The sequence below is a fragment of the Pseudomonas sp. genome, from assembly GCF_030683065.1.
Taxonomy (GTDB): Bacteria; Pseudomonadota; Gammaproteobacteria; order Pseudomonadales; family Pseudomonadaceae; genus Aquipseudomonas.
The window spans coordinates 1-14,533 of sequence record NZ_JAUXMX010000063.1; the positions used below are offsets into that span (position 1 = coordinate 1).

A 14,533-nucleotide genomic window follows, 5' to 3' on the forward strand; every position below is an offset into this window, starting at 1 on the left:
TCCATGCCCGCTCAGGCCCGCCTGGGCTACAGAGTGACAAATGACACCAACTGAAAAATCCGCCCTCGCCAGGAAGGCGGAAGCCTCAGCCGGAAAGACACCGGCAGCTTCCCATCAGTCCCTCGCCAATGCCATTCGCGCACTGGCGATGGATGCGGTGCAACAGGCGAATTCCGGGCATCCGGGCATGCCCATGGGCACCGCCGACATCGCCACGGTCCTTTTCACCCGTTTCCTGAAGATCGATCCGCGCGCGCCCGAATGGCCCGACCGGGATCGTTTCGTGCTGTCGGCCGGCCATGGCTCAATGCTGCTTTATGCCGTGAACTATCTGCTCGGCTACGAAGATATGACCATCGAGCAAATTCGGAATTTCCGCCAGCTCGGTTCCATCACAGCCGGGCACCCGGAATATGGCCACGCGGCGGGCATCGAAACCACCACCGGCCCGCTCGGCCAGGGCATCGCGACGGCGGTTGGTATGGCGCTCGCCGAGCGCCTGCAGGCCGCGCGCTTTGGCGACAAGATCGTCGACCACTACACCTACGTGCTGGCCTCCGACGGCGACCTGATGGAAGGCGTCAGCCACGAAGCGATCGGCCTTGCCGGCCACCTCAAACTGTCGAAGCTGATCGTCCTGTACGACGACAACGGCATCACCATCGACGGCGCGCTGTCGCTGTCTGAGTCGGGCGACGCACTGAAACGCTTCGAAGCCGCTGGCTGGAATGCGACCCGTATCGACGGCCACAATCCCGACGAAATCGCCGCCGCCATCGAGAAAGCGCAGAAATCCGATCGCCCAACCTTGATCGCATGCCGCACGGTGATCGGGTACGGCTCGCCGAACAAGCAGGGCAAGTCTTCATCCCATGGCTCGCCGCTCGGCGCCGACGAGATTGGCCTGGCGCGCAAGGAACTCGGCTGGTCGGCAGAGCCTTTCGCTATCCCCAGCGAGACACTCGATGCCTGGCGCATTGCCGGACTGCGCAATGTAAAGACGCGCAAGGCATGGGAAGAACGCCTCGCCGCGCTCGACGCACCGACCCGCATTGACTTTGAACGGCGCCTCGCCGGCGATCTGCCGGCAGAGCTCGGCAAGGCGATTTCGGCCTTCAAGGAGAAACTGGTCGCCGACAAACCGAAATGGGCGACACGCAAATCTTCGGAGGAAGCACTGAACGTCATCAACGCAGTGCTGCCCGAAACGATCGGCGGCTCCGCCGATCTGACCGGCTCCAACAATACGCGCTCGAAAGAACAGAAAGTTGTGACGGCTGAGGATTTCTCGGGCTCCTTCATCCATTACGGCATTCGCGAACACGGCATGGCCGCCGCGATGAACGGCATGGCCCTGCATAAAGGCCTCATCCCCTATTCAGGTACCTTTCTCGTCTTCACCGATTATTGCCGTCCGGCGATCCGCCTGTCGGCGCTGATGGGTCAACGCGTCATCTATGTGATGACCCATGACTCGATCGGTCTCGGCGAAGACGGCCCGACGCATCAGCCAATCGAACAGTTGGCCAGCCTGCGCTGCACGCCCAACCTCGACACCTGGCGGCCATGCGATGCCGTGGAATCGGCGGTGGCCTGGAAGTACGCAATCGAGCGCAACGACGGCCCGAGCGCGCTGATCTTCAGCCGGCAGAACCTGCCGCACCAGTCCCGTGATGCCCAGCAACTGGCGGACGTCGCCCGTGGCGGTTATGTGCTGAAAGACTGCAGTGGCGAGCCGGAACTGATCCTGATCGCCACCGGTTCGGAAATCGGCCTGGCCGTCGCCGCTTACGACAAGTTGAGCGAGCAGGGCCATAAGGTGCGCGTGGTATCGATGCCATCGACCAGCGTGTTCGATGCTCAGGATGCCGGCTACAAGCAGCAGGTGCTGCCGGTCCAGGTTGCTGCGCGGATTGCCATCGAAGCCGCCCATGCGGACTACTGGTACAAGTACGTCGGCCTGGAAGGCCGCGTTATCGGCATGACCACCTTCGGTGAGTCGGCACCCGCCCCAGCGCTGTTCGAACACTTCGGCTTCACCGTCGAGAACCTGCTGGAAACCGCCGCTGAACTGCTGGAAGACTGACCCCGTGTAGGATGGGTTGAGCTTGCGATACCCATCGCTGCCGATTGATGGGTATCGCTTCGCTCAACGCCATCCTACGGTCGCTATCCATTCGAGATTGCCATGTCCAATCGCCCCTACAGAATCGCCCTCAACGGCTACGGCCGCATCGGCCGTTGCGTGCTGCGTGCGCTGCATGAGCGCGGTCCTAAGGCGCGCCTGGAAATAGTCGCGCTGAACGACCTGGCCGACCAGGCCAGCATCGAATACCTGACCCGCTTCGACTCCACCCACGGGCGTTTTCCCGGTGAGGTGAAGGTCGACGGTGACTGTCTGCATATCAACGGCGGGTGCGTGAAGGTGCTGCGCCACGCGACGCCGGAAGACATCGACTGGGCGGCGCTGGATATCGACCTGTTACTCGAGTGTTCCGGCGCTTACCACACCCGTGCCGATGGCCAGCGTTTCCTGGCAGCCGGCGCGCCACGGGTATTGTTTTCCCAGCCGATGGCCAGCGAAGCGGATATCGATGCCACCGTGGTTTTCGGGGTCAATCAGGCTTGCCTGAGCGGTGCCGAACGACTGGTATCAAACGCTTCCTGCACGACTAACTGCGGCGTGCCGTTGCTCAAGTTGCTCAACGAGGCGGTGGGGCTGGAGTATGTTTCCATCACCACCATCCACTCGGCGATGAATGATCAGCCGGTGATCGACGCCTACCACCACGAAGACCTGCGCCGCACGCGCTCGGCCTTCCAGTCGGTAATTCCGGTGTCTACCGGCCTGGCGCGTGGCATCGAGCGCTTGTTGCCGGAACTAAGCGGGCGGATTCAGGCCAAAGCCATACGGGTGCCGACGGTCAACGTGTCGTGTCTGGATATCACCCTGCAGACTGCACGCGACACCAGCACCGAAGAAATCAATCGGGTGCTGCGCCAGGCCGCCGAAAGCGGCCCGCTGCAGGGCTTGATCGCTTACACCGAACTGCCTCACGCCAGTTGCGATTTCAACCACGATCCGCACTCGGCCATCGTCGATGGCAGTCAGACCCGGGTTTCCGGGCCGCGCCTGGTCAATCTGCTGGCCTGGTTCGACAACGAGTGGGGCTTTGCCAATCGCATGCTCGACGTGGCCGAACACTTTCTGACCGTATCCACCACTTCTGTTCATCCAGCCCCCATGAAGGACTGATTTCATGACCACGCCGTTCGTAAAAATAGCGAAGATGATCGACCTCGACCTCCACGGTAAGCGCGTCCTGATTCGTGAAGACCTCAACGTGCCGGTAAAAGCCGGCGTGGTGACGAGCGACGCGCGCATCCTTGCCGCCCTGCCGACCATCAAACTGGCCCTGGAAAAAGGCGCTGCGGTAATGGTCTGCTCGCACCTGGGCCGCCCGACGGAAGGTCAGTACAGCGAAGAGGACAGCCTCAAACCGGTGGCCGACTACCTGAGCCAGGCGCTCGGCCGTGAAGTACCGCTGCTGCGTGATTACCTCGACGGCGTCGAGGTTCAGCCCGGCCAGTTGGTGCTGCTGGAAAACGTGCGCTTCAACAACGGCGAGAAGAGCAATACCGATGAACTGGCGCAACAGTACGCCGCGCTCTGCGACGTGTTCGTCATGGATGCCTTCGGCACCGCCCACCGCGCCCAGGGTTCGACCCATGGCGTGGCCAAGTTCGCCAAAATCGCCTGTGCCGGCCCGTTGCTGGCGGCCGAGCTGGATGCGTTGGGCAAGGCGCTGGGCAGTCCGGCCCAGCCGATGGCGGCCATCGTTGCCGGCTCCAAGGTATCAACCAAGCTCGATGTGCTGAACAGCCTGAGCCAGATCTGCGACCAACTGATCGTCGGTGGCGGCATTGCCAACACCTTCCTCGCTGCCGCCGGCTACCCGGTCGGCAAGTCGCTGTACGAGGCTGATCTGCTGGATACCGCCAGAGCCATCGCCGCCAAGGTCAGCGTGCCGCTGCCGGTGGATGTGGTGGTGGCCAAGGCCTTTGCCGAGTCTGCCTCCGCGACCGTCAAGCTGGTCGCCGATGTGGCCGATGACGACATGATCCTCGATATCGGTCCGCAAACCGCGCTGCAATTCGCCGAGCTGCTGAAGTCGTCGAAGACCATTCTGTGGAACGGCCCGGTCGGGGTGTTCGAGTTCGACCAGTTCGGCAATGGCACCAAGGTGCTGGCCGAAGCCATCGCCGCCAGCCCGGCGTTCTCGATTGCCGGGGGTGGCGACACCCTGGCGGCCATCGACAAATACGCCGTGGCCGACAAGATTTCCTATATATCCACCGGTGGCGGCGCCTTCCTCGAGTTCGTCGAGGGTAAGGTGTTGCCTGCCGTGGCCGTGCTGGAGCAGCGCGCCAAGGGCTGAGAAACCGGCCGCGGGCAGGTTATGCCCACTATTCAACAGCGCCGCCATGGCGGGCTGCTACGATTAACGAGTTCCTCCGGGAGAAAGAACACCATGGCACTTATCAGCATGCGCCAGATGCTCGACCACGCCGCCGAATTCGGCTACGGCGTGCCGGCTTTCAACGTCAACAACCTCGAGCAGATGCGCGCGATCATGGAAGCGGCCGACAAGACCGACTCCCCGGTGATCGTCCAGGCGTCTGCCGGTGCGCGTAAATACGCGGGTGCGCCGTTCCTGCGCCACCTGATCCTGGCGGCCATCGAAGAATTCCCGCATATCCCGGTGTGCATGCACCAGGACCACGGCACCAGCCCGGACGTCTGCCAGCGCTCGATCCAACTGGGCTTCAGCTCGGTGATGATGGACGGCTCGCTGATGGCTGATGGCAAAACGCCGGCCGATTACGATTACAACGTCGCCGTGACCCAGCAGACCGTGTCCTTCGCCCACGCCTGTGGCGTGTCGGTAGAGGGTGAACTGGGTTGCCTGGGCAGCCTGGAAACCGGCATGGCTGGCGAAGAAGACGGCGTCGGTGCTGCGGGCGTGCTCGATCACAGCCAGATGCTCACCGACCCGGAAGAAGCCGCCGACTTCGTCAAGCGCACCCAGGTCGATGCCCTGGCGATCGCCATCGGCACCAGCCACGGCGCGTACAAGTTCACCAAGCCGCCGACCGGTGACATCCTCGCCATCGACCGCATCAAGGCTATTCATGCGCGCATCCCCAATACCCACCTGGTGATGCACGGCTCCAGTTCGGTGCCGCAGGAGTGGCTGGCGATCATCAATCAGTACGGCGGCGACATCAAAGAAACCTACGGCGTACCGGTTGAAGAAATCGTCGAAGGCATCAAGTTCGGCGTGCGCAAGGTCAATATCGACACCGACCTGCGTCTGGCGTCCACCGGTGCCATGCGCCGCCTGATGGCCACCAATCCGGGTGAGTTCGACCCGCGCAAGTTCTTCGGCGCCACCGTCACCGCCATGCGTGATATCTGCATCGCCCGCTATGAAGCCTTTGGCACCGCCGGCAATGCCTCGAAGATCAAGCCGATCTCCCTGGAAGGCATGTTCCAGCGTTATGCCAGTGGTGAGTTGGCCGCCAAGGTCAACTAAAGCACCTGGTTCCAGCAAGGCCCCGCTTATCGAATGGTAATGCGGGGCTTTGGCGTTTTTGGGCGTTGGAATTGGTGCCGGAGTTTTCAAAATATCGAGCGTCTGAGCCAGTGATGGAGCGCAGCCCCGTGGCTGCGGCATACTGCGAGTCTCAACCTTCAGCGCATTGTCTCGTTACCATGAACCCACTGAAATTTCTCCAGGGCTACCCGCTGCAGTTGCAGGAGCAGATCCGCCAGCTGATTGCCCAGGATCGCCTGGGCGACTACCTGGCGCAGCGTTACAGCGGCAAGCATGGCGTGCAAAGCGACAAGGCGTTGTATGCCTATATCCAGGCGCTCAAGCAGGAGCACCTGAAAAACGCACCGTCCATCGATAAGGTGCTGTTCGACAATCGTCTCGACTTGACCCATCGCGCCCTCGGCCTGCACACGGCGATTTCCCGCGTGCAGGGCGGCAAGCTCAAGGCGAAGAAGGAAATTCGCGTGGCCGCCCTGTTCAAGGAGGCCGCGCCGGAGTTTCTGCAGATGATCGTGGTGCACGAATTGGCCCACCTGAAAGAGGCGGAGCACAACAAGGCGTTCTATAAACTCTGCGAATACATGCTGGCCGACTATCATCAGGTCGAGTTCGACCTGCGTGTTTACCTGACCTGGCGCGAGTTGCAGGGGCGTAGCCCGGCCTAAGACTGTGGGTTGGGGGCGTGTACCCCTCAGCCGCGCAGCATCAGGTTGAGTTGATCGACCACTTCCGCCCAGTCGGCGTCTTCAAGGATCTCTTCGCGCAGGAAACTGGACTGGGCCGAGGTCCAGAAAGGCGCGTCGGCTAACCTGCACGTCGGCGGCAAGGGCGAATGAGTGCTGATGAAGCGCTCGATGCTGGTTTGTTCGGCCGGCAAGCCGAGCTGTTCAAACAGTGACGGGAGGTCGTGAGTAGGATTTTGCATGATGTATTCCTCTGGTGAGAGAGTGAGTTCATATAGCCTAGCAGCCTGTCGGGCCTGACCGTCGATGGCGAGGGCAAGCCCGACAGGCTGCTGGCGTATTGCGCAAGAATCGGGCTCAAGACTGCATGTAGACAGAGCTCTTCAGGGATTCGAGGTGGTCACGGTATGCATTCAGGATTTCTGTACAGGTTGTGCGTGGTTGGGCTCGGCCTGATGTTGCTGGCTCCCCCGCTGGCGCTGGCGCGCGAGTTACTGGCTGTAGGCACTGATTTTCCGCGGATTTTCGAGCGCACGGCTGCGGACGAATACTCGGGGCTCGGCCCTGATATCTTGCGCCAAGTGCTTGAACCGCATGGCTACACCCTGCGCTTCGCGTCTTACCCCTGGGCCCGCGCGCAGCGTATGGTCGAGTTGGGCCAGGCCGACATCCTTATTGGTCCCTACCGCAGTTCGGCGCGCGAGGCCCGTTTCGCGTTTGTCGGGCCGGCCTTTTATCGCGACAGGATCGCCTTTTATTGTCGCAGCGGCACATCGTGCCAGTGGTCTGGCGACTACCGCCAGTTGGGCGGGCAGCGCATCGGCGTAGTGCGTGCCTGGGCCTATGGTGAAGGTTTCGACGCCGCACGCGAAAGGCTTGATCTGATTACCGTGGAGGGCGTCGAAAACGGCCTGAAAATGCTCAGTATTGGACGCCTCGAGATGCTCGCCAGCAATCAGCGCAACACCCTGCCGGTGTTGCAGGCACTGGGTTTGACTGATGAGGTCAGTCAACTCGAGCCGTCGATTGATATCCAGGACGGCTACTTCGCCTTCCCGTTGCACAGCAGTCACGCACGCCTGCGCGAGGCGTTCGACGAGGGCTTTCGGCAGTTGAGCGCGCGTGGGCAGCTGGCCCGGCTAGCGGCCCAGTGGCAGGTGGAAACGCCTTGAGAAAAGGTGCTCAACAGGCCCGCAGCACCTCGAACAGCTGAATGCTGCTACCCATGCGCAGCTCCACCTGATCGCCTTCGCCGCAGCCGATCAGGCGTTGCCCGAGCGGTGCCCTTGGGCTGATCACACGTACTTCCTGGCCGTCCAATAGCAGCTTCAGGCCGGCGCCATCCGGGCCGAGGAACAGGCATTGTTCCGCGCCCTGGGGATCGGCCAGCCACACCAAGGCGCTGAGCTGAATGCCCAGTTGCGCATCGAAGGGCCGCAGCCGGAGTTTTTCCCAGGCGCTCAGGGCCAGGCGAATCTCCTCGACCCGGCGCGCCTGGCCGGCAGCCAGGTAGGACGCCTCCAAGCCTAGAGTGTCGTACTTGTTCTCGGCAATATTCTCTTCATGGGTGGCTGCTTCATAGGCAGTCAGCGCCGCTTGCTGGGCCAGTGCCAGATCGGTTTTCAGCTTGTCGAGAATCAGTTGCTGGAGCAGGGTTTTGTTCAACGGTCACTCGCAGGTCAGGCGGCAGGAAAAGTCTCGGTACAGGCACTCCGCTCGAGTGTCGCCGTGCGGCATTGTGCACGGGTTGCCAGCAAAAGTGAGGGTAAGCATGATGCGGTCGCGAGGATATTTGTTGCTGCTTCGGCTGGTGCCCCCGGCCAGCGGCACCGGGCCGATTGCCGGAGCCGCTGGAAAATGCCAGCCAGCTGGCGCATTAGCCCACGGCCTTGGTTAAACTGTCGGCCTTCTGCGGCGGGAGGCCATGATGGACGCGACTCAGTCGGACTATTCGATTTACCGCCAACTGGTCACTCAACTGATGAATGACCAGGAGCAACTGCCCAGCCTGCCGATGTTGACCCTGGAGATTCGCCGGGCGCTGGCCAGGCCCGAGGTCAGCATGGCCTTGCTGGTCAGTCTGATCAGCAGGGACCCGGCGCTGAGTGCCTTGTTGATGAAGTACGCCTCCAGCGCCTTACTGCGTACCCGCGTGGTGCCGAAAACCCTGCAGGACGTGTTGCGTGTGTTGGGCATGCAGCAGGTAGACCGGGTGGTGATGCTGCACAGCGTCAAGAGCCTGTTTGTGCTGCACAGTGCCGGGCACAAGTCGCTGTTCATGGACGCCTGGCAGCGCCTGACGCTGAAGGCGAGCATTTGCGGCTTTCTGGCGCGCAAGGTGGGCCAGGTGCCAGCCGATCATGCGGTGTTGGCCAGCCTGCTCAGCGAGGTAGGCTCGCTCGCGGTGCTCTCGGCATTCAAGGGTGGTGATCTGCTGCCGACGCCGGCGCGTTACTACAGCCTGTGCCAAGCCTATAGCAAGTCGCTGGGGGTAATGCTGCTGAAAAAGTGGGCAGTGGATGACGCTTATATCGACATTGTGCGCGAGGCGGGGAATTGGGCGCTGCAGCGCCAGCGGCAGGTCGAGCTACTTGACCTGGTTAATCTCAGCCTGTTCCACGTCATTCGGCACACCAACAGCGCCGTGAGTTTGCCGGCGTTGACCAGTCTGGCTGCCTATACCAAGCTCAATAGCGAGCACAATCAAGTGGCGGCGGATGGCAGCCTGGCGTTAGTCAGCCAGCACTGGGACGAGATCCATGCGCTGGCCGCGGTGTTGCGTTAGCGGCTAGCCTGCCTGCGCAGTAGCGCTGGCTAGGGTTTGCTGCGGTCTTTGAGCAGGTGCGCGACTAAGGTGCGCAGCGGGCCGAGTTGCCGACAGATCAACGCCAGTTGGGTCTGCACCAGGCGCCGTTGATCATCTAGCGTTTCTGCGCGCTGCTCCAGGTCGGCGGCCAGTTGCTCTTCGGCATCGCTTTGAATCGCCACTGCACGCCCTTCGCTCAGGCGCTTGGCGATTTCATCCAGGCTGGCGGCCAGGCGTTCGGCGCTCTCCGGCAGGGTGCTGTCGCCAAGAATGATTTCACCGCGGTGCGCGCCAAGGCCCGAAAGGTAGTTGAGCAAGGTGTGCGACAACACCAGAAAGCGGAAGCCGATATCCGCTTCCTTGCGAAAGTGTCCGGGTTCCATGAGCATATTGCCGAGCGTGGTGGACAGCGCGGCTTCGGCGTTGTGCGCATTGCGCCGAGCCAGGCGGTAGGCCAGGTCGTCGCGCTTGCCGCTGACATACTGCTGGATGATCTGGCGCAGATAGATGCTGTTGCAACTGAGGGTGTTGGCCAGCATATGGTTGAGCCGCCGACCTTGCCAGTCCGGCAGGATCAGGAACACCGCGAGGCCGGCGATCAGGCTGCCGATCAGGGTGTCGACCAGGCGCGGCAGAATCAAGCCGTAGCCGTCGCCAACCTGGTTGAAACAGAACAGCACCAGCAGGGTGATCGCCGCGGTGGCCAGGGTATAGCGGCTGCTACGCGTGGCGAAGAAGGCTACACCGGCGGCGACGGCGAAGAAGGCCTGTACCAGCGGATTGGGGAACAGGTCGAATAGCGCCCAGCCGATCAGTAGGCCGATTACCGTGCCGGCGATCCGCTGCACCAGCTTGATGCGGGTGGCGCCGTAGTTCGGTTGGCAGACGAATACCGTGGTCAGCAGGATCCAGTAGCCCTGAGTCGGGTGAATCCAGTGCAGCACGCCGTAACCCGCGGCCAGGGCGATGGCCAGGCGCAGGGCGTGGCGGAACAATAGCGAAGTCGGGGTCAGTTGCTGGCGCAGGCGCGCCACGACTTCCTTGAGCGAGTGTGGCTCGCGATCCAGCAGGCTTACATCCTGTTGCTCGGCCAGGGCGTCGGGGTTGCTGGCGTGGCCGAGCAGCTGGTCGAGGGCGGCGAGGTTGCCCGCCAGCGCGCCCAACGAACGCAGCAGATGACGCCAGGCCGGATTGCTTTGCAGGTGCAAGTGCTGCAGCGAGGCATGCAAGTCGTCCAGCGCCTGGCTGCATTGTTCGTGGTACTCGAACGGCTGGCGCAACTCAATGGCTTCGGCCAAGCGCTGACAGGCCTCACCATGCAGGCGCAACAGGCGTTGGCAACGGAACAGCACATCGCTGTGAAAGAACGCTTCGGCCAGTTCGTTGTAGGGGTAATGCGAAGAGCTGGCGCGCTCGTGGATGTCCTGTGCGAGGAAGTACAGCTTGAGGTAACGACTAACCTTGCTCCCCGGCCGGTCATTGCCGACGCGGTGCAGGATGATTTCCTTGGCGGCATTCAGCGCCGCCACCACCCGCCCGTTCTGCTTGGCCAGGGCCAGCCGGCGCTCTTCCACATCGAGTTGACGCAGTGGCTCGAACAGCGCGGCCTTGAGCTTGAGGTATTGGCCCAACTCGCGGAATAAGCGGGCCAGGCTGTGCTGTACCGGCTGATTGGCGAACAGTGCATTCCAGATCACCGACAGCACCCCGTACCAGGCCGCGCCCGCTACTAGTAGCAGCGGTTCCAGCCACAGGCCGGCGACCCCACCGCGCTGCTCCACGCCGATCATGCTGTAGATCGCCAGGATCAGGGTCGCCGAGCCTAGCGTGGCGTAACGCTCACCAAGGGCGCCAAGCATGGTCAGGGCGAAGCTGGCCAGGGCCAGGGCGCTGACGAACAGCCAGGGGTAGGCAAACAGAAACTCGACCGTATAGGCCGCTGCGCTGAAGCAGCCGAGCGTGACCAGCAGCGCAGTCAGGCGACCTTGCCAGCTGTCGTCGGTCTCGGCCAGAGCGCTGGCGATTACCCCGAGAAACAGCGGAATCAGCGCCTGCATCCAGTCCTGCGCCCAGCACAACAACAGGCTGCCGCTGAGGGCGATAAACACCCGCAGGCTGTAGCTGAATTTATCCAGCGCCCAAAGGCGGCGCAGGGAATGGCGAAGCGAGGAGGGGGGCATCCGGATGACCTTGTGCGGCGCTAACAGTGAGCAGACTAACGGAGTATGCGGACGTCTGGCACTCCTTTGGCGACACCTTTTGTTGCGTGTCCGTCCGTTCAGGGTAAAAGCGTCGGCGATGTGCCAAAACCCATGGACTACGCTGTAAGCAGACAGTCGTGTTTTGCTATGTCTTTGCCACCCATAACGCCTGTCGTGGAGAGGACTGTGAAGGTTTTCCCGCTATATCGCTTACTCGTTGTCCTGGCCTTACTGCTATTGCCAACGGGACTATGGGCCGCGCCTGCGCTGGTGGTCGAGTTGCGCGTCGAGGGCGCGATTGGCCCGGCCAGCGCCGACTATGTGGCGCGCGGCCTGGCCCGTGCGGTGGACGATGGCGCGCAACTGGTGGTGTTGAGCATCGACACCCCCGGCGGCCTGGACACCTCGATGCGCTCGATCATCAAGGCGATTATTGCCAGCCCTATCCCGGTGGCCAGCTTCGTTGCGCCCAGCGGTGCGCGGGCCGCCAGTGCCGGCACCTATATTCTCTATGCCAGCCATATCGCGGCGATGGCGCCGGGCACCAACCTCGGCGCGGCCACGCCGGTGGCCATCGGCGGCATGCCCGGCTCACCGCCGCAGCAACCTGCAGGGGATAAGCCCGACAAGGCGGGCGAGGGTAAGGCCGAGCAGGCGCCGACCGATGCGCTGAGCAAGAAGCAGATCAACGACGCCGCCGCCTATATCCGTGGCCTGGCACAGATGCGTGGGCGCAATGCCGAATGGGCCGAGCAGGCGGTGCGCGAGGCGGTGAGTTTGGCTGCCGAAGAGGCGCTCACACTCAAGGTGATCGACTATGTCGCCCGCGACCTGCCCGATTTGCTCAAACAACTGGATGGCAAGCGGTTCACCGCCGCTGGCGTCGAGGTGCAGCTGCACACCGCCGATACCATGGTGGTCAGCCATGCGCCGGATTGGCGCACGCGCTTGCTGGCAGTGATCACCAACCCCAGCGTGGCGCTGTTGTTGATGATGGTCGGCGTTTACGGCCTGTTCTTCGAATTCTCCAACCCGGGTAGCGGTGTTGGCGGCGTGCTCGGCGGTATCTGTCTGATTCTGGCGATGTATGCCCTGCAGTTGCTGCCGGTCAACTACGCCGGGGTGGCCTTGATTCTGCTCGGCATCGCCTTTATCGCCGCCGAGGCCTTTATTCCCAGTTTCGGCGTGCTCGGGATTGGCAGCCTGGTCGCCTTCGTCTTCGGTGCCCTGATTCTGATTGACACCGATGTGCCCGGTTTCGGCATCCCCCTGGCGTTGATCGTGACGTTGGCCGTGACCAGTGGCGTAGTGATTTTCGCCATCCTGAGCATGGCCTTGCGCGCCAGGCAGCGCGCGTTGGTCGGCGGCGACAGCGAGCTGATCGGCAGCCTGGCACGGGTTCATACGGTACAGCCGAGCAACCCGCTGGGTGGCTGGGTGCAACTGCAAGGGGAGAACTGGCAGGTGTTCAGCCAAGTGCCGCTGCAGCCGGGCCAGCAGGTGCGGGTGCTGGCACGCAAGGGCTCGATGCTGGACGTTGCCACCACTGAAGAGACACCGTCACGAGGAGATTGATCATGGGTTTTGAACTGAGTTTTGCCACGCTGGCGGTGCTGCTGATGGCGCTGCTGGTTTCGGCGTTTCGTATCCTGCGCGAATACGAGCGCGGCGTAGTGTTTCAGTTGGGGCGCTTCTGGAAGGTCAAGGGGCCGGGTCTGGTGATCATCATCCCGGGCATCCAGCAGATGGTCCGCGTCGACTTGCGCACCATCGTGCTCGATGTGCCGACCCAGGACGTGATCTCTCGCGACAACGTCTCGGTCAAGGTCAATGCGGTGGTCTACTTCCGTGTTCTCGACCCGCAGAAGGCGATCATTCAGGTCGAGGACTATCACGTCGCCACCAGCCAGTTAGCCCAGACCACGCTGCGTGCGGTGCTCGGTAAACACGAACTGGATGAAATGCTCGCCGAGCGCGAGCGCCTGAATATCGACATCCAGCAGGTGCTGGACGCGCAGACCGATGCCTGGGGCATCAAAGTGGCCAATGTCGAGATCAAACATGTCGACCTCGACGAATCGATGGTGCGTGCCATCGCCAAGCAGGCCGAGGCCGAGCGCGAACGGCGAGCCAAGGTCATTCATGCCGAAGGCGAGTTGCAGGCCTCGGAAAAACTCATGCAGGCCGCCGAAATGCTTGGCCGCCAGCCCGGCGCCATGCAACTGCGCTACATGCAGACCCTGAGCAATATCGCCGGCGACAAAAGCTCGACCATCGTTTTTCCGCTGCCGATCGAATTGCTTCAGGGCATGGCCGAACTCAAGAGCAAGCGTTAGCCGGTCCGCGCCCCGCATTGGGGTTTGCGACCCGGACAGCGCGGCGCTGCTGGCGGTATTGGTCTCGTGCACGATGCCTTCGGCCAAACCTCCGGGCATTCGCTCCGCGTCCAACGCAGGGTCGAACTGCCGGCCTGTTTGCCTCCGCTGGTGAACAACGCACGCCGACTGCACACGCGGCTTAACATCCGTTGCGGCGTGGCGTTCCCGGAGACGACCCGCGATAGGTTCACCGCCACTGGGTCGATGGCAGGCGATATGGTTTGTCAGCAAACCTGACGGGCTGCGTCGAAGGGGAGAGCTCTGCTATGCTCGCCGTCATGAAAAATTCTCTGCCCCTCTGTCTGATCGCCGCCATCGCGCAAAACCGCGTAATCGGCTGCGACAATCAACTGCCCTGGCATCTGCCGGCCGACCTCAAACATTTCAAGGCGCTGACCCTGGGTAAGCCGATCATCATGGGTCGCAAGACTTGGGATTCGCTTGGTCGGCCGCTGCCGGGGCGGCTCAATCTGGTGGTCAGTCGCCAGCCCGGCCTGCAGCTCGACGGCGCCGAAGTCTTCACCTCGCTTGAGGCGGCCATCGTCCGCGCCGATCAGTGGGCGCGGCAGCAGGGCGCTGGCGAGCTGATGCTGATCGGCGGCGCGCAGCTCTACGAGCAGGCGCTGCCCTTGGCCGCGCGTTTGTACCTGACCCGTGTCGAGCTCAACCCCGAGGGCGACGCCTGGTTTCCCGCGTTCAGTGAGGCCGACTGGCGGCGGCATGCCGTTGAAGCGCACCCGGCCACGGCGCAGACGCCGGCCTACTCCTTCGAGACCTGGTCGCGCGGCTGATCGCCGCTTTCTTGATCTAGACCAATTCGCCTGAGTGGCTATTGGTCTAGCTTTGC

At 62.5% G+C, this 14,533-nt stretch carries 13 protein-coding genes; 10 read left to right on the top strand and 3 right to left on the bottom strand.

The window, feature by feature from the left end; genetic code table 11:
* Positions 1–40: 40 nt before the first annotated feature.
* The 5 genes from tkt to Q8K09_RS20175 all read left to right on the top strand — a co-directional run bounded on the left by tkt (position 41) and on the right by Q8K09_RS20175 (position 6,283).
* Positions 41–2,086 carry a transketolase gene (gene tkt, locus Q8K09_RS20155; protein ID WP_305256786.1) on the top strand — a complete coding sequence of 682 codons (2,046 nt, stop codon included), beginning with the start codon at positions 41–43 and terminating at the stop codon, positions 2,084–2,086.
* Positions 2,087–2,188: 102 nt separating this feature from the next.
* Positions 2,189–3,256, top strand: a complete 1,068-nt coding sequence (epd, locus tag Q8K09_RS20160) for an erythrose-4-phosphate dehydrogenase (protein ID WP_305256787.1) — start codon at positions 2,189–2,191, stop codon at positions 3,254–3,256.
* 4 nt (positions 3,257–3,260) lie between these two features.
* The gene (locus tag Q8K09_RS20165; protein WP_305256788.1) at positions 3,261–4,439 is read left to right on the top strand and encodes a phosphoglycerate kinase; all 1,179 of its coding nucleotides are present in this window, start codon (positions 3,261–3,263) and stop codon (positions 4,437–4,439) included.
* Positions 4,440–4,532: 93 nt separating this feature from the next.
* Positions 4,533–5,597 carry a class II fructose-bisphosphate aldolase gene (gene fba, locus Q8K09_RS20170; protein ID WP_305256789.1) on the top strand — a complete coding sequence of 355 codons (1,065 nt, stop codon included), beginning with the start codon at positions 4,533–4,535 and terminating at the stop codon, positions 5,595–5,597.
* A gap of 179 nt (positions 5,598–5,776) precedes the next feature.
* Positions 5,777–6,283, top strand: coding sequence for a YgjP-like metallopeptidase domain-containing protein (locus Q8K09_RS20175; protein ID WP_305256790.1), 507 nt, complete (start codon positions 5,777–5,779; stop codon positions 6,281–6,283).
* A 26-nt stretch (positions 6,284–6,309) separates the two neighbouring features.
* Here the strand turns inward: Q8K09_RS20175 and Q8K09_RS20180 are convergent, their stop codons facing one another.
* Entirely contained in the window at positions 6,310–6,543 is a 234-nt protein-coding gene (locus Q8K09_RS20180) for a DUF2789 domain-containing protein (protein ID WP_305256791.1), read from the bottom strand.
* 165 nt (positions 6,544–6,708) lie between these two features.
* Here Q8K09_RS20180 and Q8K09_RS20185 point away from each other — a divergent pair, with 165 nt between their 5' ends.
* Positions 6,709–7,473, top strand: a complete 765-nt coding sequence (locus Q8K09_RS20185; RefSeq protein WP_305256792.1) for an ABC transporter substrate-binding protein — start codon at positions 6,709–6,711, stop codon at positions 7,471–7,473.
* 10 nt (positions 7,474–7,483) lie between these two features.
* On the opposite strand, the gene Q8K09_RS20190 is transcribed toward Q8K09_RS20185, so the two are convergent.
* Complete coding sequence (locus Q8K09_RS20190) at positions 7,484–7,966, bottom strand: transcription elongation factor GreAB (RefSeq protein WP_305256793.1); 483 nt, start codon at positions 7,964–7,966, stop codon at positions 7,484–7,486.
* Positions 7,967–8,228: 262 nt separating this feature from the next.
* On the opposite strand from Q8K09_RS20190, the gene Q8K09_RS20195 reads away from it, so the two are divergent.
* Entirely contained in the window at positions 8,229–9,086 is an 858-nt protein-coding gene (locus Q8K09_RS20195) for an HDOD domain-containing protein (protein ID WP_305256794.1), read from the top strand.
* 29 nt (positions 9,087–9,115) lie between these two features.
* Here the strand turns inward: Q8K09_RS20195 and yccS are convergent, their stop codons facing one another.
* Positions 9,116–11,287, bottom strand: a complete 2,172-nt coding sequence (yccS, locus tag Q8K09_RS20200; protein WP_305256795.1) for a YccS family putative transporter — start codon at positions 11,285–11,287, stop codon at positions 9,116–9,118.
* A 168-nt stretch (positions 11,288–11,455) separates the two neighbouring features.
* Here yccS and Q8K09_RS20205 point away from each other — a divergent pair, with 168 nt between their 5' ends.
* From Q8K09_RS20205 to Q8K09_RS20215, 3 genes are all read left to right on the top strand, one after another.
* Positions 11,456–12,883 carry a nodulation protein NfeD gene (locus Q8K09_RS20205; protein WP_305256796.1) on the top strand — a complete coding sequence of 476 codons (1,428 nt, stop codon included), beginning with the start codon at positions 11,456–11,458 and terminating at the stop codon, positions 12,881–12,883.
* Positions 12,884–12,885: 2 nt separating this feature from the next.
* Positions 12,886–13,644 carry a slipin family protein gene (locus tag Q8K09_RS20210; protein WP_305256797.1) on the top strand — a complete coding sequence of 253 codons (759 nt, stop codon included), beginning with the start codon at positions 12,886–12,888 and terminating at the stop codon, positions 13,642–13,644.
* 308 nt (positions 13,645–13,952) lie between these two features.
* A complete protein-coding gene (locus tag Q8K09_RS20215; RefSeq protein WP_305256798.1) occupies positions 13,953–14,477 on the top strand; it encodes a dihydrofolate reductase in 525 nt (174 codons plus the stop codon).
* Positions 14,478–14,533 lie beyond the last annotated feature (56 nt).